This is a genomic window from Lysobacter helvus (genome assembly GCF_018406645.1).
Classification (GTDB): Bacteria; Pseudomonadota; Gammaproteobacteria; order Xanthomonadales; family Xanthomonadaceae; genus Noviluteimonas; species Noviluteimonas caseinilytica.
Genome location: NZ_AP024546.1, coordinates 664183 through 685462, shown reverse-complemented (window position 1 = coordinate 685462; position 21280 = coordinate 664183). Strand labels below are relative to the sequence as shown.

Sequence of the window (21280 nt, the reverse complement as noted above, 5' to 3'; positions counted from 1 at the left end):
AAAGGACGCACATGCCCCACCCGACGCGCCGCTGGGCGTGGGCGATCGCCATCGCCGCGCTGTTCGCTTCGGGGTGCGAGCGTGCGCTGTTCGCGGTGGTCAATCGCAACGCGGCGCCGCCGGCGACGAGCGTGGTGTTCGACGCCGCCCACGACCTCTCACTCGATGTGTACCGGCCGGCCGTGTCCGCGACGGCGGCGCCCGTGGTCGTCTTCTTCTACGGCGGTGAATGGAAGCGCGGCGCGCGCGCGGACTATCGCTTCGTCGGGCAACGCCTGGCGCAGGCCGGCGTGGTCGCGATCGTCGCCGACTACCGCACGTATCCGCGCACTACGTTCCCCGGCTTCATCGAAGACGGCGCGCACGCGGTCGCGTGGGCGCGCGCGAATGCCACACGCTTCGGCGGCGATCCGGCGCGCCTGTTCGTCGCCGGGCATTCGGCCGGCGCGCAGATCGCCGCGTTGCTCGGCACCGATGCGCGTTACCTGCAACACGTCGGCATGCAGCCGCGCGATCTCGCCGGCGTGATCGGGTTGTCGGGGCCGTACGACTTCAACATCGGCCCCAACCTGCAACCCGTGTTCGGCACGCGCGGTGCCGATGCGCAACCGATCGCGTTCGTCGACGGCGACGAGCCGCCATTCCTGCTGGTCCACGGGCGCAAGGACCGCACCGTCGAAGCGGTGGACAGCGAATTGCTGGCGGCGCGATTGCGTGCGCACGGTGATGCCGTGCAACTCACGATGCTCCCGGACGGCACGCACACCACGCCGCTCGCGGCGTTCTACGACCCGCGCCGCGCGCCGCAGGTCATGCCAGCGCTCCTCGCATTCATCGCGCATCCCCGCGCCCACGGCTGAGCTTGCGCAACGCGCGCAACGCGCGTTCGTCGCCGCAACTGCATCCGCCACCGACATCGCCGCGTAAAGCCGACAACGCCTCTTGCATCGCACCTGATGCGAGCCCGCGAAGCAGCCAACGACGAGCGACTGCTTCCGACGTTGTCCCCCGGCCCGTCCGCCATTGGAAGCCCACCCATGAAACGCATCACGCTCACCGTCGCCTGCCTGGCCCTGCTCGCAGGCGGCGCCGTGCAGGCCTCGAGCCATCGCGAAGCACCCTTGCTCACCAAGACGCCGAAGGTCGACGGCACCGACTTCTACCTGTTCCGCAGCTACGAAACCGGCCGCGCCGGCTACGTCACGCTGGTCGCCAACTACGACCCGCTGCAGGATTCGTACGGCGGTCCCAACTACTTCAGCCTCGACCCCGCCGCCGCCTACGACATCAAGATCGACAACAACGGCGACGCACTGCCGGACGTGACGTTCCGGTTCCGCTTCACCAATACCTACCGCAACATCAAGATCCCGGTCGGCGGCGAACAGGTCGCCGTGCCGCTCAACAACGTCGGCGCGTTCTCCTCCAGCAAGGATCCGACGCTCAACCTGGTCGAGAGCTACACGGTCGAAGTCATCCGCCCGGGCAAGCCGACGATCAAGGCCACCAACGCCGCGACGGGCGCGAGCACCTTCGTCAAGCCGCACGACAACATCGGCACGAAGTCCATTCCCGATTACGCGGCCTACGCCAACAAGTACATCAGCAAGCTCGATTTCGCCGGCTGCGCGAGCCAGTCGAAGGTGTTCGTCGGCCAGCGCCGCGAAGGCTTCTCGGTGAACCTGGGCGAGGTGTTCGACCTGATCCACACCAACCCGGTCGGCGACACGCACGGCGAACAGAACACGCTCGCGAAGAAGAACGTCACCTCCATCGCCATCGAAGTCCCGATCGCCTGCCTCACCGCCGGCAATCCGATCATCGGCGCATGGACGACGGCGAGCACGCCCGACGGCAGCGCGTGGAAGCAGGTGTCGCGCCTGTCCGCGCCGCTGGTCAACGAAGTCGTCATCGGCTTGCCGGACAAGGATCGCTTCAACGCCTCCAATCCGCGCGACGACGGCCAGTTCGCGAAGTACGTGACCAATCCGACGCTGCCTGCGTTGATCGAAGTGCTGTTCCCCGGAGTGAAGGCACCGACGCTGTTCCCGCGCACGGACCTGGTCGCGGCGTTCCTCACCGGCGTCGACGGCCTCAACCAGCCCGCGGGCGTGCGTCCGGCGGAAATGATGCGACTCAACACCTCGATCGCACCGAAGACCGCGAGCATGCAGAAGTCGCTGGCGGTGCTCGCCGGCGACACGGCCGGGTTCCCGAACGGCCGCCGCCCCGGCGACGACGTGGTGGACATCGAACTGCGCGTGGCGATGGGCGTGCTGCTCACCGATGCGCAGGCGCCGTCGCGCACCTTGCCGTACACCGATGGCGCGGCGGTGAGCGCGGTGGAATTCCGCAACACGTTCCCGTACCTCAACACGCCGCTGCCCGGCGCGACGGACTGACGATGCTCCGGGAAGACGACATGGCCGGCGGGGTGCGTGCAGTCCGCCGGCCGTGGCGGGCCCTGGTGCAGCGGGGGCTGCAACCGGTGGTCGTCGTCCTGTGCTGCGCGTTCGCGTCCAACGCGTTCGCGCAGCGCCCGCCACTGGAACGGCCGAACGCGGCGGCCACCATCGTCGAGCGCCTGCCGCGTGGCTATGCGGCGCTCGAATCCGCGAAGCAGCAACCGCCCGTCGTGCAGGCGGCCGCGTTGTTGTCCGCGGCGGCGGCGACGGGGGATGCGCGGCTTGCGACGCGTGCCGAATCGCTGCTCCCCACCACGCGGGCCGACGCCAACCATCTCGACGTGCTGCGCTTGCGGGCCTTCGCCGCGCAACACCGACATGCCTTTTCCGACGCCGCGCGCATGCTCGATGCCGTTGCGGCACGTGCGCCACGCGACGGCGAGACACGCCTGGCGCTCGCGCAACTCCATCTCGTCCAGGGTCGGCTGGATCTCGCCCGCCGCGATTGCGCGACGCTGGTGCTCGGCATCGATGCGCAGGACGGGATGTTGTGCATCGCGTCGGTCGCGTTGCGACGCGGCGATCTTGCGCAGGCCGCCAACGCGGCCGATCAATGGCTGGCGCAGCCTTCCACCGATGCGGGCACGTTGCGCTACGTGCTGGTCATGCGCGGCGAGATCGCGGCGCGGGCACGCGATCCGGCCGCGGATGCCTGGTTCCGCAAGGCGCTGGTCCTGTCGCCCGGGGATGTACGAACACGCTCGGCGTACGCGCGCTACCTGCGGGCATCGGGGCGGCATCGCGAAGTCGTTGCACTCGTCGGCACCGCGCCGGCCACCGAAACGCTGGCCTTGCAGCAAGCCCTGTCCGCGACGGCGTCGAACGATCCACGCGCGGCCGCGATGACGCGCATGCTCGCGGATCGCTTCGCGCGTGCGCATGCGATCGGGGTGCAGCCGGAATTGCGCGACGAGGCCGAGTTCAAGCTGGCGCAGCATGATCCCGCCGGCGCGTTGGCGTTGGCGCAGCGCAACTTCGCCACCCAGCGCGACTGGGAAGACGTCGACCTGCTGCTGCGGACCGCGACGGCCGCACGCCAACCCGAAGCGCTCGTGCCGCTGCGCCAATGGGCGGCAGCGCAATCGTTGCCGATCGCGGTGCCGCGATGATGCGTCGCCTGCTCGCGGGTGCATTGCTGCTGTGCGCGCTGGCGTCGCCGGCACGTGCGCACTCGCTGTCCGTGGCCTACGTCGATGTCGAAAAGCCGGCACGAGGCCCCACGCGCGCCGAGATCGACGTCTCCGTCCGCGACCTCGCGCTCACGCTCGCGCTGGACGCCAACCACGACGAGATCGTGACCTGGGGCGAAGTGCAGGGCAGCGAAGCCGCGTTGCGCCAACTGCTGCAGGCCAACGTCGTCTTCCACACGCGCGCAGGCCGGTGCACGCCGCAATTCGCATCCGTCGCCCTGCGCCGCTACGACGAAGCCGCCTACATCGCGATGCCCTTCACCCTCGATTGCCCCGGCAGCGGCGCCGTCACCGTCGACTACCGCCTGCTGTTCGATCGCGACGCACGCCATCGCGCGCTGGTCACCTATCGCGAAGGCGCGCAGGTGACGAACACCGTCGTGACGACATCGCAGCGCCAGGTGGTGCTCGGCGATCCCGCCAACGGATCGTTCCTCGCGTTCCTGCGCGAAGGCATCCACCACATCCTCACCGGTTACGACCATCTCGCGTTCCTGCTCTCGCTGCTGTTGCCTGCCGCGCTGGTGTGGAACGGCAAGGCGTGGCGCCCCGGCACCGGCCTGCGCGACAGCCTCGCCGGCACGATGGCGGTGGTCACCGCGTTCACCCTCGCGCATTCGCTCACCTTGAGCCTCGCCGCGCTCGGATGGGTGGTGCCCGCGTCGCGCTGGATCGAAGCGGCGATCGCCGCGAGCGTGCTGCTTGCCGCGCTCAACAACCTGCGCCCCGTCGCCACGCGGCGGCTGTGGACGATCGCGTTCGGCTTCGGACTCATTCACGGGTTCGGCTTCGCCGGCGCGCTCACCGAACTCGGCCTGCCGACCGGCGCGCGGCTGGCATCGCTGGTGGGCTTCAACCTCGGCGTGGAAATCGGACAACTCGCCGTCGTCGCGCTCGTGCTGCCGCTGTTGTTCGCGCTGCGCCATCGCGCGATCTACGCACGCGCCTTGATGCCCGCGATGTCGCTGGGGATCGCGGCCATCGCCGGCATGTGGTGCGTGCAGCGGCTCGCCGCATTCAGCTGACGCACGCGGAAGCTCAGCAATAACGCACGCATGTTTCGTTCCAACGGCGCGCGGCGCATCCGCCGGCGCAAACGCATCCGCGCTCGTCCGGCCGGCGAGCCCGCCCGTCCGTCCCATGCCCGTATCGCGCGCCGGTCGGCGTAGTAATCCCCATGCGCGATCCCCTGCGCGCACCGAGGCAACCCGCATGCGTCCGAAGCATTCTTCCGGCGTAACGCTCATCGAGCTGATGGCGGTGATCGCCGTGCTCATCATCCTGGTGATCCTGGCGGTGCCGTCGTTCTTCGACTTCTTCGATCGCCACCGCGTGCGCGGCGCGGCCGAAGACATTGCGAGCATGATCAGCAACGCGCGCGCCGAAGGCGTCAAGAACGACCTCGACGTGAGCATCGCCGCCACGGGCTCGGGCACCACCTGGTGCATCGGCGGCAACGCGGCCACCGCGCCCACCGGCGGCAATTCCGCGGGCGGCGCCACGGATTGCGATTGCAGCGACGCGGCCCAGTGCCGCATCTCGGGCCAGCGCATGGCGGTGGACAGCGCCGACTATCGCGGCGTCAGCATCGGCGCATTGCCCGCGTCGCTCACGTTCAACAGCACGCTGGGGATGATCGTGCCGCTGGGCTCGCGCGAGATCCCGCTCGTGTCGTCCTCGGGCAAGTACGAAGTCACCGTCGAGGTCAACGCGCTCGGCCAGGCGCGGGCGTGCACGAAGCCCGACAAGCCGACGATGACGGGGGTCGCCGTATGTTGATGCGCGCCTTCCCCCGCAACGTGCGCGGCTTCAGCATGATCGAGCTGATGGTCGCGCTGGTGCTCAGCCTGCTCGTGGCCGGCGCGGTGCTCGCGCTCGTGCTGGCGATCATCAAGTCGAACCGGCTGACGCTGCAGGCCACGCGCCTCAACCAGGAACTGCGCGCCACGCTGGCCGTCGTCGCCGCCGACGTGCGGCGCGCGCGCTCGGTGGATGATCCGCTGTCCTCGGCGGTGCTCGGTGCCAACCCCATCGGTGCGATCAGCACCGCCACGGCGGGTTGCATCATCTACGCGTACGACGGCGCGGCCGGCGGACGCTGGCACCTGATGAAGCTCAACGGCGGACGCGTGCGGTTGCAGGCCTTCGCCGATCGCCCCACCGCCGGCGACTGCACGTCCGCCGCCGGCGAAATCATCGGCTCGCGCCAGGTCGAGATCACGTCGATGACGTTCTCGCCGACGACCACCAGCAACACGCCGCCGCTCGCGACCGACGAAACCGTCGCGCGCCAGTTCACCGTCACCGTCACCGGCCGCCTGATCGACAACGACCCGGACCTGGTGGCCACCACGCGCACGATGACCAGCACGGTGTACGTGCGGTCGGTCGGCGCGGGCATCTGATGTTGCAGGAGCCTGCCATGCGTACTTTCGAACGCCGCGTGATGCCGCAACGGCCCTCGGGCAGCATCCTGCTCGTCGCGCTGGTGCTGCTGTTGCTCGCGGGCCTGCTGACGGTGATCGCGCTGAAGGCCGGCGTGATCGAACAGCGCAGCACCGGCAACGACGTGCGCGCGAAAGTGGTGGGCGAAGTCGCCGAGGCCGGCCTGGCGCAGGGCTTCGAATACCTCACGCGGCAACACGCGGCGATGCTGAAGAACGCGGCGTTGTGGGAGCGCTGCGCCGCCAACGACAACACCTTCCCGTGCGGCGCCGTCAGCGCCGCGACGTTCGACGACGACGGCGACCCGGACACCGCGCCCGTCTCGCGCCGCGCGCAGATGTTCCGCCTGCGCGCCGACACCACGAACGTCATCACCGGCATCGACAGCGCGCTGTCGCGCTACATGCTGCCGATGCCGGCGAGTTCGAAGATCGCGTCGATGGCCAACGGCGCCGTCGTGTCGTATGGCGTGGCGCCGGTGGTGTGCTTCGCCACGCGGCCCGCCAATGCGGGCGCGACCGGCATCCCATGCGGCAACGTGGGCGCCAGCAGCACCAGCATCGCCACCTTCGTGAGCGTGGCGCGCATGCAGGGCGAGAACGCGAGCAGCACGCTGGTGCAGACCGTGGGCCAGTACCCGAAGATCGGCGACGACCTGCTCACCAAGCCCCCGATCACCACCAGCGGCTCGTCGGATGTCACCGGCGGCCTGGAGATCGTGACCAATCCCAACGCCGGCGGCCCCGGCGTGCCCGTGTCCGTGTGGACGCGCCACGACGTGGACAAGCACGGCACGCCCAACACCTGCTACGCCGACGAATTCTTCCGCTACACGCAAGGCAACCACACGCCGACGGTGTACCAGTCGACCATCCGCTGCGACGACTGCAAGTGCGATGCGAACGGCGCGCCGAAGACCCTGAGCTTCGATACCAGCGGCGTCAACCGCTGCACGGGCCCGAGCTCGGACTGCGAAGGCATCGACGTGCTGGACGTCGAGACGGGCACCAACTCCACCACCGGATACAACACCGGTGGCCATACGGGCACGAACTACAACGTGCGCTCCGACGCGCAGTCCTTCCCGACCTGCGAATTCCCGCCCGACATGTTCCGCTACGTGTTCGGCGTGCAGGCCTGGACCGACACCGACAACGATTGCTTCGCCGAAACCAAGGCCGCTTCGGTCGTCTACCAGAATCCCGACAACGCCACCGCCATCGCCACCGTGGGGCCCGACGAGGCGTACCTGTACAAGATCGCCGACCACATCATCGCGAAGGCATCGAACGTCCCGTTGCTGAAGGTGGGGCAGCAGGCCACGTCCGCGATGCTGTCGGATGAAAACAGCAGCGGCGTGATCTGGTGCCAGGCCGGCGCGCCCGGCGGCTGCGACATCCCCAATGGCCAGGTCGGTACGCCCAACGCGCCCGTGTTGCTGATCCTCGATGGGCCCGTGCAGATCCACGGCGTGATCTTCGGCTTCGTCTTCATCCGCGAGACCGCCAGCACGCTCAATCCCGTGACCGGCAGCAGCCTGAGCGGCAACTGCCCGAGCAACTGCATGCTGCAGATGAACGCAGGTTCCGCCATCTACGGTGCGCTCGTGCTGCAGGGACAGATGAAGGTCAACGGCACCGCGGCGGTGATCTACGACGGCACCGTGCTGCGCGGCGTGATCGACGAAGCCGGACTGGTGTACGCAACGCTGCCGGGCGCCTGGTCCGACCAGCGTTCGTACTGAGTGGAGGACGCCATGAAGCACCGCATCCTGCGTCGCCACGACTCCGAAGGCTTCAGCCTGCTCGAAGTGCTGATCGCGATCGTCGTGTTGTCCGTCGGCCTGCTCGCGCTGGCCGCGCTGCAAGGCAGCCTCTCGCGCGCATCGTCCGAAGCGAAGGTGCGTGGCCGCGTCGCCGCCATGCTGGCGGGGCGCATGGATGAACTGCGCAGCGGCGGTTACGGCGGGCTGACGCCGGAAGGCGCGGCGACGCCGGTCACCAGCACCACCGGCGACTGCGATCCCGCAACGCCCGACGCCACCGACTGGATCGACTGCACGCGCGCGCAGGCCGCGCTCGGCAGCCTCACCACGACGCAGCGCGTCGACACCTGGTACGGCGCATCGACGTTCGCCACCCCGGCGCCGGCGCTGGGTTCGCAGGATCCGCGCGTCGCGCAGTTCAAGCGCATCACGCTCACCGCGGCGTGGACCGATGCGACCAACGGCGCGCATTCGATGGCGATCACCTCCGACGTCAGCGCGATGGCGCTGACCAACAACATCATCGTGCCGCCCGATCCGATCGGCGTCGGCGGCACGGGGCCGATCGTGCGCACGCGCGATCCGGCGACCGCGGGCGTCATCCCGATCGCCCTGAGCACCGAATCCACCAGCGCCACGACCAACCCGGTGCCCGAACTGGTGGGCCAGACCGGCAACCAGATCATCGGCACGCGCTTCACGGTGCTCAACTACACGCCGCCGTTCGCAAGCTCGGTGGTCGTGCAGAAGCGCTTCGAGAACGAAGTGGTCAAGTGCAAGTGCAAGTACGGCGCGGGCGGCAACAACCTGCCGGAGATCTTCCGCACCGCGCAGTGGCCGGCCATCTGGACGGGCGACCGCTACGACGTGCACGTGCCCGACACCGCGGCCGCCGCGCCCGGCCAATCGCTCGCCTCGGGCCCGAAGAACGGCGTGGACCAGAGCGCGCTGTGCCAGGAGTGCTGCCGCGACCACCACGACACGACGTCGACCACCGACGTGAAGTTCGACCCCGAACGCGACGATGGCTCGGTGGCGAAGTACGACCTCAACAATTCCAACGCGCTGGTGATCGTCAACAACACCAACAACGGCGACTACGTGGACTCGTGCCGGCTCGTGCGCATCGATGGCTTCTGGCGCACGGCGTCGGACCTGTACGCGCGGCAGTTCGGGTTGCTGGAAACCGAAACGGTGTCGGGTGAAACCGCGAAGACCGGCGTGCCGACGACCGCAGCGGTCAACCTGTACACGAACTTCGTCAAGAGTTTCCTCGCGCAGTACACCGGCAGCTCCGGCTTGCCGCCCACCGATGCGCAGGCCGCGTTCACGGCGAACACCGCGTTCGACGTGCCGACGGTGGTCGCGATCCCCACCGCGTCGAACACCGACTACCGCTACATGCATGGCCGTGCGTTGTACGTCGACCACCTGGAGCAGAAGGCGCGCGATGCGTTGACCAAGGCGCTGGCCGACACCGGCACGCGCGGCGAGTGCCCCACCGGCACGGCCGCCGAAGACTGCGTCATGCCGCACTTGCCCTTCGTCACCGCCAACCTCACCGAGATCGCGAAATGGACGGCCAGCAACACGGCCATCCTGACGATCAACAGCGGCAACCTGCTGTCGACCACGCCCGCGCAACCCTCGGGCGGCCGCACCATCGGCAAGGCGAACGGCGCGGCGAACAACCTGGCCAGCATCCGCCGGTCCAACTCCGGCGCGGCGGTGAACTCCGTGCAGGCCAACATCGCCGGCGTGGATCCCAACGACGACACGCAGACCTACGCCGACCAGCAACCCTTCACCGTGGGCGGCGGACCGTCCGGCGCGACGTTCGACGTGCGCGTGACCGGCGGTTCCGGCACGCCGTTCGTGTTCTTCACCCTGGGCACCGACACGGATCGCGAATGCCTCAAGCCCGCGGGCGCCGACCACCATTGCGTGACCAGTTCCGGGACCGTGTTGCCGCAGTCGGGCACGGTGCGCGTGTCGAACTACTGGTACGAGAACACGACGTCGCAGTCCGTCACGGCGACCTGCGGCACGCGTTCGGCCACCGACACGCTCGCGGTGCCGACCTTCCACAACTACGTGGTGTCATCGGCGAGCGTCAACGCGGTGGCCGGCACGATCGGCCTGCCGTTGAACGACGGCAAGATCACCGAGTCGACCACGATCACCTTCAGCGCGATCCCGCAGGGCGGCCTGGTCCTGGTGGGCCTGACCGAACAGACGGGCAGCCCGGTCTACGCGACGATCTCCAGCTGCACGACCAATGGCGGCGGCAACAAGATCAGCAACGTGGTCTGGAACAAGCCCTGGACCTTGCCGTAAGTGCGAACGCATGCGCGCGTCGCGATCCCCCGATCGCGTCGCGCGTTCGCGCAACGGGTCGCAGCGGGGCGACGCGAACACGCGCTCGGACTTGCCACCGCAGGTCAACAGGTGACGTGCGACGTCAGTCACAGACGCGACCCGTCAACAAAACACCCATTCGTCAATGAGAGAAGCCTCGTTCTGTGACGGGGGTTTGCTACGGATGAGTTGGTCTGTCACAGTCCGCCTCGCACAGGGGGCTGTACACGGATTGTGAAGAACCCGGGGAGTGCAGGGTTTTACTCGGGGGAAGTCCATGTTCAGCCGTCTCATCCGTGCGATGGGCGCCACGCTTGTGGTGCTCGCGGCACTCATCGCTGCGCCTGCTAACGCGAACAACAAGACCGTCAACGGCATCACCGTCGAGACAAACTGGAGCCAGATCCAGCGTGGTCTCCCGTACTCCTACCAGATCGCCCCGAGCGGGCCGTCCGGGTATGTCGGCACCTACAACTTCAGCCAGCTGAGCGGCACGTTGCCCCAGGGCATCACCGTGTCGCCGACCGGGCTGGTCACCGGCACCACGTGCGAGAACAACGGCAACTACGCCGGCATCGGCCTGCGCATCTCGACGAACCAGGCCACGCCGACGGTCGCCGACTTCACCGCCGGCAACGCGCATTCGGTCAACGTCACGACGTCGCCGACCGGCAGCTGCGCCGTCACCGTCGCGGGCACGCCGCCCAACGGCGTCGTCGGTGTGTCGTACGCGGGCGCGGTCACGGCGAGCGGCGGCGTTTCGCCGTACGTGTACGCGCTGACCTCCGGCACCTTGCCGCCCGGCGTGGTGTTGAACACCGCGACCGGCGCGCTCACCGGCACGCCGACCACCGCCGGCACCTACACCTTCAGCATCTACGTCACCGACGTGGGCGCGCGCACGGGCGTGGGCACGTTCACCGTCACCATCGCCCCGGCCGCGACGATCACCGTCGCGCCGGCGACGCTGCCCAACGGCACGACCACCGTTGCGTACAGCCAGACGGTCTCCGCGAGCGGCGGCACCGCGCCGTACACCTTCGCGCTCTCCGCGGGCACGCTGCCGACGGGCCTGGCCCTGTCGGCGAGCGGCGCGATCACCGGCACGCCGACGGTCGCGGGCACCTACAACTTCACCGTGCGCGGCACCGACAACGTCGGCAACACCGGCACGCGTGCGTACACCGTGGCCATCGCCGGCAGCGCCACGCTGACGGTCAATCCGGCGACGCTGCCGGGTGGCACGAACGGCACGGCGTATTCGCAGAACATCACGGCGACCGGTGGCACCGCGCCTTACACGTTCGCAGTCACCGCGGGTTCGCTGCCGACGGGTTTGGCGCTGACGTCCGGTGGCGTGCTCTCGGGCACGCCGACGGTTGCGGGCTCGTACACCTTCACCGTCACCGGCACGGATGCGAACGGTAACTTCGGTACGCGCAGCTACACGGTGGTCGTCGCGGGTGCTTCGACGCTGACGGTCAATCCGGCGACGTTGCCGGGTGGCACGAATGGTTCCGCGTATTCGCAGAACATCACTGCGACTGGCGGCACCGCGCCTTACACGTTTGCTGTCACCGCGGGTTCGCTGCCGACGGGTTTGACGCTGACGTCCGGTGGCGTGCTCTCGGGAACGCCCACTGCAGCTGGCTCGTACACGTTCACCGTCACCGGCTCGGATGCGAACGGTAACTTCGGTTCGCGCAGCTACACCGTGGTTGTCGCGGGCGCCTCGACGCTGACGATCAATCCCGCAACGCTGCCTGGTGGCACGAATGGATCTGCGTACTCGCAGAACATCACTGCAACGGGCGGCACTGCCCCTTACACCTTCGCCGTCACGGCGGGTTCGCTGCCGACGGGTTTGACGCTGACGTCGGCCGGCGTGCTCTCTGGAACGCCGACTGCAGCCGGCTCGTTCACGTTCACCGTCACCGGCTCGGATGCGAACGGTAACTTCGGTTCGCGCAGCTACACCGTGGTTGTCGCGGGCGCCTCGACGCTGACGATCAATCCGGCGACGCTGCCTGGTGGTACGAACGGCTCCGCCTATTCGCAGAACATCACCGCAACGGGCGGCACCGCGCCTTACAGCTTCGCCGTCACCGCGGGTGCGTTGCCGAACGGGTTGACGCTTTCGTCCACTGGCGTGCTCTCGGGCACCCCGACGATCGCGGGTTCCTACACCTTCACCGTCACCGGCACCGACGCGAACGGCAACTTCGGCGCGCGCAGCTACACCGTCGCGATCGCCGGGGCCAACACGTTGTCGATTTCGCCGGCGACGTTGCCGGCCGCCGCCAACGGGGCCGCGTACAGCCAGTCGCTCAGCGCGACGGGCGGCACGGCGCCGTACACGTACTCGGTGTCGAGCGGTGCGCTGCCCGCGGGCATGACGGTTTCCGCCGCCGGTGTCGTCAGCGGCACGCCGACGGTGGCGGGCACGTACTCGTTCACCGTGTCGGTGGTCGACGCGAACGGCAACTTCGGCACCCAGTCCTACAGCATCGTCGTCGGTGGCGCGGCCACGCTCACCCTCGCGCCGGCCTCGCTGCCGGGCGGCACGAACGGATCGGCGTACGCGCAGACCATCACTGCGACCGGCGGCACCGCGCCGTACACGTACGCGGTCACCGCGGGTGCGCTGCCGGCCGGCCTGGTGCTCGCGTCGAACGGCGCGCTCTCCGGCACGCCGACCGTCGCGGGCACGTCCACCTTCACCATCACCGGCACGGATGCGCTCGGCAACTACGGCACGCAGGCGTACACCGTCGCGATCGCCGGTGCGAACACGTTGTCCGTCTCGCCGACGACGCTGCCGGCCGCGACGAACGGCACGAGCTACAACGAAACGTTGAACGCCACTGGCGGTACCGGCCCGTACACCTACGCGGTGTCGAGCGGTGCGCTGCCGGCCGGCATGACGTTGTCTTCGACCGGTGACATCACCGGCACGCCGACGGTCGCGGGCACGTACACGTTCACCGTGTCGGTGGTCGACGCCAACGGCAACTTCGGCACGCAGGCGTTCACCGTGACGGTCGCGGGTGCGAACGCGCTGACGGTCACGCCGCCCACGCTGCCGAACGGCACCAACGGCACCGCCTACGCGCAGTCGATGGCCGCCACCGGTGGCACCGGCCCGTACGCGTACACGGTGTCTGCCGGTGCGTTGCCGACCGGCCTCACGCTCGCCGCGGGGGGCGCGCTGTCCGGCACGCCGACGGTCGCGGGCACGTCCACGTTCACCGTGTCGGTGGTCGATGCGAACGGCGATTTCGGGTCGCAGGCGTACACCGTCACGATCGCGGGCGCGAACACGCTGTCGGTGTCGCCGACCACGCTGCCGGCCGCGACGAACGGCACCAGCTACAACGAAGCCTTGAACGCGACCGGCGGCACGGGCCCGTACACCTATTCGGTGTCGAGCGGTGCGCTGCCGGCCGGCCTCACGCTGTCGCCGACCGGCGGCATCACCGGCACGCCGACGACGGCGGGCACGTACACCTTCACCATCCAGGTCATCGACGCCAACGGCGACTTCGGCACGCAGGCGTTCACCGTCGCCGTCGCCGGCGCCGCGACGCTGTCGATCGATCCGGCGACGCTGCCGGGCGGCACGAACGGCACCGCGTACTCGGCGTCGCTGGTCGAATCCGGCGGCACCGCGCCTTACACCTTCGCCGTCACCAGCGGCGCATTGCCGGCGGGCCTGGCGCTGGATTCGGCGGGCCTGCTCTCGGGCACGCCCACGATCGCTGGCAGCTACACCTTCACCGTCACCGGCACGGATGCGAATGGCGACTTCGGTTCGCGCAGCTACACCGTGTCGATCGCCGGCGCGGACGTGCTGGCGATCTCGCCTGCGACGCTGCCGGCGGGGACGAATGGTTCGGCTTACAACGAAACGCTGACGGCTTCGGGCGGGACTGGTCCTTACAGCTACTCCGTGTCGAGCGGTTCGCTGCCGACTGGCGTCACGCTGTCCTCGACCGGTGATCTGACCGGTACGCCGACGGTTGCCGGCACCTACACCTTCACCGTGTCGGTGATCGATGCGAATGGTGACTTTGGCTCGCAGACGTATTCGGTGACGGTTGCCGGCGCGAATGCGCTGACGATTTCCCCGTCGACGCTGCCGGCCGCAACGAATGGCACCCCGTACAACCAGACGCTTACGACTTCCGGTGGCACCGCGCCTTACACCTACTCGGTGTCGAGTGGTTCGTTGCCGACCGGCGTGACTTTGTCTTCGACCGGTGATCTGACCGGCACGCCGGCGACCGCCGGCACCTACACCTTCACCGTGTCGGTGATCGACGCCAACGGCGACTTCGGTTCGCAGACGTATTCGGTGACGGTTGCCGGCGCGAATGCACTGACGATCTCGCCGGCGACGCTGCCGGCCGCAACGAATGGTTCGGCTTACAACGAAACGCTGACGACCTCGGGCGGCACGGCTCCTTACACCTACTCGGTGTCGAGCGGATCGCTGCCGACGGGCGTCACGCTGTCTTCGACCGGTGATCTCATCGGCACGCCGACGACCGCCGGCACCTACACGTTCACCGTGTCGGTGATCGATGCGAACGGCGACTTCGGATCCCAGACGTACTCGGTCACGGTTGCCGGCGCGAATGCGCTGACCATCTCCCCGTCGACGCTGCCGGCTGGCACCAACGGTTCGGCGTACAACGAAACGCTGACCGCTTCGGGCGGAACTGCTCCTTACAGCTACTCGGTGTCGAGCGGTTCGCTGCCGACTGGCGTCACGCTGTCCTCGACCGGTGATCTCACCGGCACGCCGACGACCGCCGGCACCTACACGTTCACCGTGTCGGTGATCGATGCGAACGGCGACTTCGGATCCCAGACGTACTCGGTCACGGTTGCTGGCGCGAACGCCCTCACGATCGCTCCGGCTACGCTGCCTGGCGCAACGAATGGTTCGGCTTACAACGAAACGCTGACCGCTTCGGGCGGCACCGCTCCGTACAGCTACTCGGTGTCGAGTGGTTCGTTGCCGACCGGTGTGACGTTGTCCTCGACCGGTGATCTCACCGGCACGCCGACGACCGCCGGCACCTACACGTTCACTGTCTCGGTGATCGACGCCAACGGCGACTTCGGCTCGCAGACCTACTCGGTGACGGTTGCCGGTGCGAATGCGCTGACGATCTCGCCGTCGACACTGCCTGCCGCAACGAATGGTTCGGCTTATAACGAAACGCTGACGACCTCGGGCGGCACTGCTCCTTACACCTACTCGGTGTCGAGCGGCTCGCTGCCGACCGGTGTCACGCTGTCCTCAACCGGTGTTCTCACCGGCACGCCGACGGTGGCTGGCACCTACACCTTCACCGTGTCGGTGATCGATGCGAACGGTGACTTCGGTTCCCAGACGTACTCGGTCACGGTTGCTGGCGCGAATGCGCTGACGATCTCGCCCGCAACGCTGCCCGCCGCAACGAACGGCACTGCGTACAACCAGACGCTGACGACCGCCGGTGGCACCGCGCCCTACACCTACTCGGTGTCGAGCGGCTCGCTCCCGACCGGCCTGGCGCTGTCGTCGACGGGTGGCATCACCGGCACGCCGACGACCGCCGGCACCTACACCTTCACCGTGTCGGTCATCGACGCCAACGGCGACTTCGGTTCGCAGACGTATTCGGTGACGGTTGCCGGCGCGAATGCGCTGACGATCTCCCCGTCGACGCTGCCGTCCGCAACTAATGGCACCGCGTACACCCAGACGCTGACGACTTCCGGTGGCACCGCGCCTTACACCTACGCGGTGTCGAGCGGCTCGCTCCCGACCGGCCTGGTGCTTTCGTCGACCGGTGACATCACGGGCACGCCGACGACCGCCGGCACCTACACCCTCACCGTGTCGGTGATCGATGCGAACGGTGACTTCGGTTCCCAGACGTACTCGGTCACGGTTGCTGGCGCGAATGCGCTGACGATCTCCCCGTCGACGCTGCCGGCCGCAACGAATGGCACCGCGTACAACCAGACGCTGACGACTTCCGGTGGCACCGCGCCTTACACCTACTCGGTGTCGAGTGGTGCGTTGCCGACCGGTGTGAGTTTGTCTTCGACCGGTGATCTCACTGGCACGCCGACGGTTGCTGGCACCTACACGTTCACCGTGTCGGTGATCGACGCCAACGGCGACTTCGGCTCGCAGACCTACTCGGTAACGGTCGCCGGTGCCAACACGCTGACGGTCACGCCGCCCACGCTGCCCAACGGCACCAACGGCACCGCGTACGCGCAGTCGATGGCGGCGATCGGTGGCACGGGTCCGTACACCTACGTCGTCTCCAGTGGCACGCTGCCGACCGGCCTGTCGCTCGCTTCGGGCGGTGCGCTCACGGGCACGCCGACGGTGTCGGGCTCCTCCACGTTCACCGTGTCGGTCACCGATGCGAACGGCAACTTCGGTTCGCAGGCGTACACCGTCGCGATCGCCGGCGCCAACACGCTGACGGTCACGCCGCCCACGCTGCCCAACGGCACCAACGGCACGGCGTACGCGCAGTCGATGGCGGCGGTCGGTGGCACGGGTCCGTACACCTACGTCGTCTCCAGCGGCACGCTGCCGACGGGCCTGTCGCTCGCTTCGGGCGGTGCGCTGTCGGGCACGCCGAGCGTCGCGGGCACCTCCACGTTCACCGTGTCGGTCACCGATGCCAACGGCAACTTCGGTTCGCAGGCCTACACGGTGGCGATCGCGGGTGCGACCAACCTGGCCATCACGCCGGCGACGCTGCCGGCCGGCACCAACGGTGCGCCGTACACGCAGGCGATCACCGCGACCGGCGGCACGCCCACCTACGCGTACACGATCACCAGTGGTGCGCTGCCGTCGGGCCTGACGCTCACGAGCGCCGGTGCGTTGTCGGGCACGCCGACGACGTCGGGGTCGTACACCCTCACCGTCGGCGTCACCGATGCGAACGGCAACTCCGGCACCCAGGCCTACACGCTCGTCGTGGCCGGCGCGCAGTCGCTGACCATCAACCCGGGCACGCTGCCGAACGGCAACGCCGGCGCGCCTTACTCGCAGGCGTTCAACGCAGGTGGCGTCGCTGCGACGTACACCGTGGCATCCGGTGCGGTGCCTCCGGGCCTGGTGCTCGGCAGCAACGGCGTGTTGTCCGGCACGCCCACCGCGGCCGGCACGTACACGTTCACCGTGCGCGGCGACGATGCGAACGGCAACTTCGGCACGCGCACCGTCACGCTGTTGATCGGCGATTCGCTGCGCGCCGATCCGACGCGCGATCCGGGCGTCAGCGATGGCATCCAGGGCCAGGTGGACGCCGCACGCCGCGCCGGCGAGCTGCAGATGGGCCACGTGTTCCGCCGCCTCGCGTCCTCGCCGACCAACTGCACCGTGCGCGAAGGCGAGGCGTCGAACGACGACGCCTGCGACGACCGAATCCAGGTCTGGGCGACCGGCACGCGCGAACAGCACTACAACCGCGATGGCAGTTCGTACCTCGGCGCGTTCACCGTCGGCGGCGACGTCGCCGTCGGCACGGGCCGCTTCGGTGTCGCGCTGGGTTCGGGCTGGGATGCGGCGACGCGCGCCTCGGGCGTGCGCGGCGACGTCGACAGCCGCGCGATGATGGTCTACGGCCGCATCCCGGTGCAGGACGCGATCGCCATCGACGTGGTGGCCGGCAAGTCCTCGCTCGACCTGGACAACCGCCGCACCACCACCGGTGGCACGGCGCTGGGCAACCGCGATGGCGACACCACGTTCGGCGGCATCGGCATCGCGGCGGACTGGACCATCGGCGCCGCCACGCTCGCCCCGTACGCGCGTTACGAGTTCGCCAGCACGCAGCTCGACGGCTATGCGGAAGCGGGCCCGAACGCAGTGGCGCTGTCGTACAGCCAGCTGCGCACGCGCACCACGTCCTTCGTGTTCGGCACGGAGCTGGGCTACGGCCTGCACTTCGACTGGGGCACGCTGACGCCGCGCCTGCGCATCGAGATGCGCCAGCGCAACGGCGACGACGTCAGCCAGGCGATGGCGTACGTCGACCGTCCGGCCACGCAGTACCTGCTGGTCCGCCCGGGCGTGGACGATCGCGCGGTGCTGGCGGCGTTCGGTGTCGAGGCCGCCTTCCACGGCGTGACCCTGCAGCTGGAATACGGCACCGCGGGCAGCGCGCTGGACAACTTCGAAGGCCAGACCCTCCGCTTCGGGCTGCGCGCCGGCTTCTGACGGCACGGCCAGCGGGACAACGCGACAGGCACGGGATCCGTCCCGTGCCTGTTTTTTTGGGGCGACTCCCCGCATGCTTGCCCGCATGCACATCCTCGTCTGCGGCGGAGCGGGTTACATCGGCAGCCACATGGCGCGCTGGCTCGCCCTGCGCGGCACGCGCGTCACGGTGCTCGACAACCTCTCCACCGGGCATCGCGCCGCGGTGCAGTGGGGCGAGCTGATCGAAGCGGACCTGCGCGATGCCAGCGCGCTCGACCGCGCCTTCGCGGCCCATCGCTTCGACGCGGTCATGCACTTCTGCGCCAAGTCGCTCGTCGCCGAATCGGTGGCCGATCCGCTGGCGTACTACGAATCCAACGTCGGCGGCACGCTGTCGTTGCTGCAGGCGATGCGGCGGCATGGCGTCGAGCGGCTGGTGTTCTCGTCGACGGCCGCGGTGTTCGGGCATCCGATGACGGACCGCATCGACGAAACCCATCCGCTGCAGCCCATCAATCCCTACGGCGCCACGAAGGCGATGGCCGAGCGCCTGCTCGCCGATGCCGCGGCGGCGCATGGCCTGCGTTCGGTGGCGCTGCGCTACTTCAACGCGGCCGGCGCCAGCGACGATGCCAGCATCGGCGAATCGCACCATCCGGAAACGCACCTGGTCCCCAACGTGCTGCGCGCGGCGCTGGGCACGGGGCCGGGGCTGCAGGTCTTCGGCGACGACTGGCCGACGCCGGATGGCACCTGCATCCGCGACTACGTGCACGTCGACGACCTGGCGCAGGCGCACGCGCTCGCACTCGACTACATGGACGCGCATCCGGGCGCGCACGCGTTCAACCTCGGCAACGGCGCGGGCTTCTCGGTGCGCGAAGTCATCGCGGCGGCGGAGGCGGCGAGCGGGCAGGCGATCCCTTTCAGCGTGCAACCCCGGCGCGCAGGGGATCCGGCGGTGCTCGTGGCGGCCAGCGATCTTGCGCGCGCGGCGCTGGGATGGACGCCGGTGCACAACGCCCTTGCGCCGATCCTGGAAAGCGCACTGCGCTGGCATCGCGCGCCGACGTTCTGATGCGCGCGCGATGCGCGCGAGTACGCGGCGACATGTGAAGACCACGTGATTTGTCTTTGTAAATCAGATACTTCCATTGCCGCTCGCGTCGGCACATGATGTGAGGCCTTGCCTGTTGGAAGCGCCTCAATGCCCGTGTTGCCGCAACGTACGATCGACGCGATCACCAAGAACGAACAGAGCCTGCTGGCGCGTTGGGGCCAGGGCCTGGAAACGAGCGGCGCGACGCGCGACGCACGCATCACCGCCGATGAGTTGTCGCGCCAGACGCGCGAATTCCTCCGCCTGCTGGTGAGCACCGCCGCCACGGCCGATGCCACCAACATCACCGGCAAGGACTGGGCCGACACGCGCACGTTCCTCGATGGCCTGTCGCGCACGCGCGCCGAGCAGGGCTTCGATTCCCAGCACACCGCCAATTTCATCTTCTCGCTGAAGCGCCCGATGTTCGAGGAACTGCAGCGCGCCTACGCCGATTCGCCCGCGCAGCTGGCCGACCAGCTGGTGGGCGTGTCCGAGATGCTCGATGCCCTGGGCATGCACACGGTGCGCGCGTTCCAGAAGACGCGCGAGGACATCATCAACCGCCAGCAGGAAGAACTGCTCGAGCTGTCGACCCCGGTCGTGAAGCTGTGGGACGGCGTGCTGGCGCTGCCGATGATCGGCACGCTGGATTCGCAGCGCACCCAGGTGGTGATGGAATCGCTGCTGCAGCGGATCGTCGACACCGGCTCGGAGATCGCGATCATCGACATCACCGGCGTGCCGACGGTCGACACGCTGGTCGCGCAGCACCTGCTCAAGACGGTCACCGCCATCCGCCTGATGGGCGCGGACTGCATCATCAGCGGCGTGCGTCCGCAGATCGCGCAGACCATCGTGCACCTCGGGCTGGACCTGCAGGGCATCGTGACCAAGGCCAACCTCGCCGATGCACTGGCGCTGGCCTTGAAGCGACTGAACATGACGGTGGTCAAGGCCTCCTGACGTGGAACGCATCCCGATCCTCCAGATGGGGCAGTTCCTGCTCGTCACCATCCAGGTCGACATGCACGACCAGCTCGCGCTGACGTTGCAGGACGACCTGTCCGAGCGCATCCGCAAGTCGTCGGCCCGCGGCGTGCTCATCGACATCTCCGCGCTGGAGATCGTCGACTCCTTCATCGGCCGCATGATCAGCACGATCTCCGGCCTGTCGCACATCATGGACGCCGAGACGGTGCTCGTCGGCATGCAGCCGGCGGTGGCGATCACGCTGGTCGAACTCGGGCTCACGCTGCCGGGCGTTGCGACCGCGTTGAACGTCGAGCGCGGCATGGCGCTGCTGCACCAACGAATGCAGCAGGCATGAACGTGCGCGAGAGCGGGACGCAGGCGGTCGCGGTGGAGCAGGACGTCGTCCTGGCCCGCCAGACCGTCCGCAAGCTGGCGCTGCAATGCCGCATGCGCCTGGTGGACCAGACCAAGCTGATCACCGCCGCGAGCGAACTGGCGCGCAACACCGTCATCTACGGCGGCGGCGGGCACATGGACTGGGACGTGCTGGAAGACGGCCTCCGCACGGGACTGCGCTTGCTGTTCCGCGACGAAGGCCCCGGCATCGCCGACATGAAGCGCGCGATGACCGATGGCTGGACTTCCGGCAACGGACTCGGGCTCGGGCTGACCGGTTCGCGCCGGCTGGTCGACGAGTTCGCGATCGACAGCGCGCCGGGCATGGGCACGCGCGTCACCATCACGAAGTGGACGTGA

At 68.6% G+C, this 21280-nt stretch carries 13 protein-coding genes; all 13 read left to right on the top strand.

The window, feature by feature from the left end:
* The first annotated feature begins 11 nt into the window (after positions 1-11).
* The 13 genes from LYSHEL_RS03430 (at position 12) to LYSHEL_RS03370 (ending at position 21280) form a co-directional block, all read left to right on the top strand.
* On the top strand, positions 12-860 hold the full coding sequence (locus LYSHEL_RS03430; RefSeq protein WP_213435682.1) for an alpha/beta hydrolase: 849 nt from the start codon (positions 12-14) through the stop codon (positions 858-860).
* A 177-nt stretch (positions 861-1037) separates the two neighbouring features.
* Entirely contained in the window at positions 1038-2402 is a 1365-nt protein-coding gene (locus LYSHEL_RS03425; RefSeq protein WP_213435681.1) for a DUF4331 domain-containing protein, read from the top strand.
* A gap of 2 nt (positions 2403-2404) precedes the next feature.
* Positions 2405-3574, top strand: a complete 1170-nt coding sequence (locus tag LYSHEL_RS03420) for a tetratricopeptide repeat protein (RefSeq protein WP_213435679.1) — start codon at positions 2405-2407, stop codon at positions 3572-3574.
* On the top strand, positions 3532-4680 hold the full coding sequence (locus LYSHEL_RS03415; RefSeq protein WP_213435677.1) for a HupE/UreJ family protein: 1149 nt from the start codon (positions 3532-3534) through the stop codon (positions 4678-4680). Before LYSHEL_RS03420 ends, LYSHEL_RS03415 begins: the two co-directional genes overlap by 43 nt.
* A gap of 187 nt (positions 4681-4867) precedes the next feature.
* Entirely contained in the window at positions 4868-5434 is a 567-nt protein-coding gene (locus LYSHEL_RS03410; RefSeq protein ID WP_213435675.1) for a GspH/FimT family pseudopilin, read from the top strand.
* Positions 5434-6060 (top strand): prepilin-type N-terminal cleavage/methylation domain-containing protein, encoded by a 627-nt coding sequence (locus LYSHEL_RS03405; protein ID WP_213435673.1) that lies wholly within the window; start codon positions 5434-5436, stop codon positions 6058-6060. The genes LYSHEL_RS03410 and LYSHEL_RS03405 overlap by 1 nt, the downstream gene beginning before the upstream one ends.
* A gap of 17 nt (positions 6061-6077) precedes the next feature.
* Positions 6078-7844, top strand: a complete 1767-nt coding sequence (locus LYSHEL_RS03400) for a hypothetical protein (RefSeq protein ID WP_213435671.1) — start codon at positions 6078-6080, stop codon at positions 7842-7844.
* A gap of 12 nt (positions 7845-7856) precedes the next feature.
* Entirely contained in the window at positions 7857-10202 is a 2346-nt protein-coding gene (locus LYSHEL_RS03395; protein ID WP_213435669.1) for a prepilin-type N-terminal cleavage/methylation domain-containing protein, read from the top strand.
* 298 nt (positions 10203-10500) lie between these two features.
* Positions 10501-18468 (top strand): putative Ig domain-containing protein, encoded by a 7968-nt coding sequence (locus tag LYSHEL_RS03390; protein WP_213435667.1) that lies wholly within the window; start codon positions 10501-10503, stop codon positions 18466-18468.
* Between the two features lie 85 nt (positions 18469-18553).
* On the top strand, positions 18554-19528 hold the full coding sequence (gene galE / locus LYSHEL_RS03385; RefSeq protein ID WP_213435665.1) for a UDP-glucose 4-epimerase GalE: 975 nt from the start codon (positions 18554-18556) through the stop codon (positions 19526-19528).
* A gap of 129 nt (positions 19529-19657) precedes the next feature.
* Positions 19658-20515, top strand: coding sequence for an STAS domain-containing protein (locus LYSHEL_RS03380; protein ID WP_213435663.1), 858 nt, complete (start codon positions 19658-19660; stop codon positions 20513-20515).
* Between the two features lies 1 nt (position 20516).
* On the top strand, positions 20517-20879 hold the full coding sequence (locus LYSHEL_RS03375) for an STAS domain-containing protein (protein WP_213435661.1): 363 nt from the start codon (positions 20517-20519) through the stop codon (positions 20877-20879).
* A complete protein-coding gene (locus LYSHEL_RS03370) occupies positions 20876-21280 on the top strand; it encodes an anti-sigma regulatory factor (RefSeq protein WP_213435659.1) in 405 nt (134 codons plus the stop codon). The genes LYSHEL_RS03375 and LYSHEL_RS03370 overlap by 4 nt, the downstream gene beginning before the upstream one ends.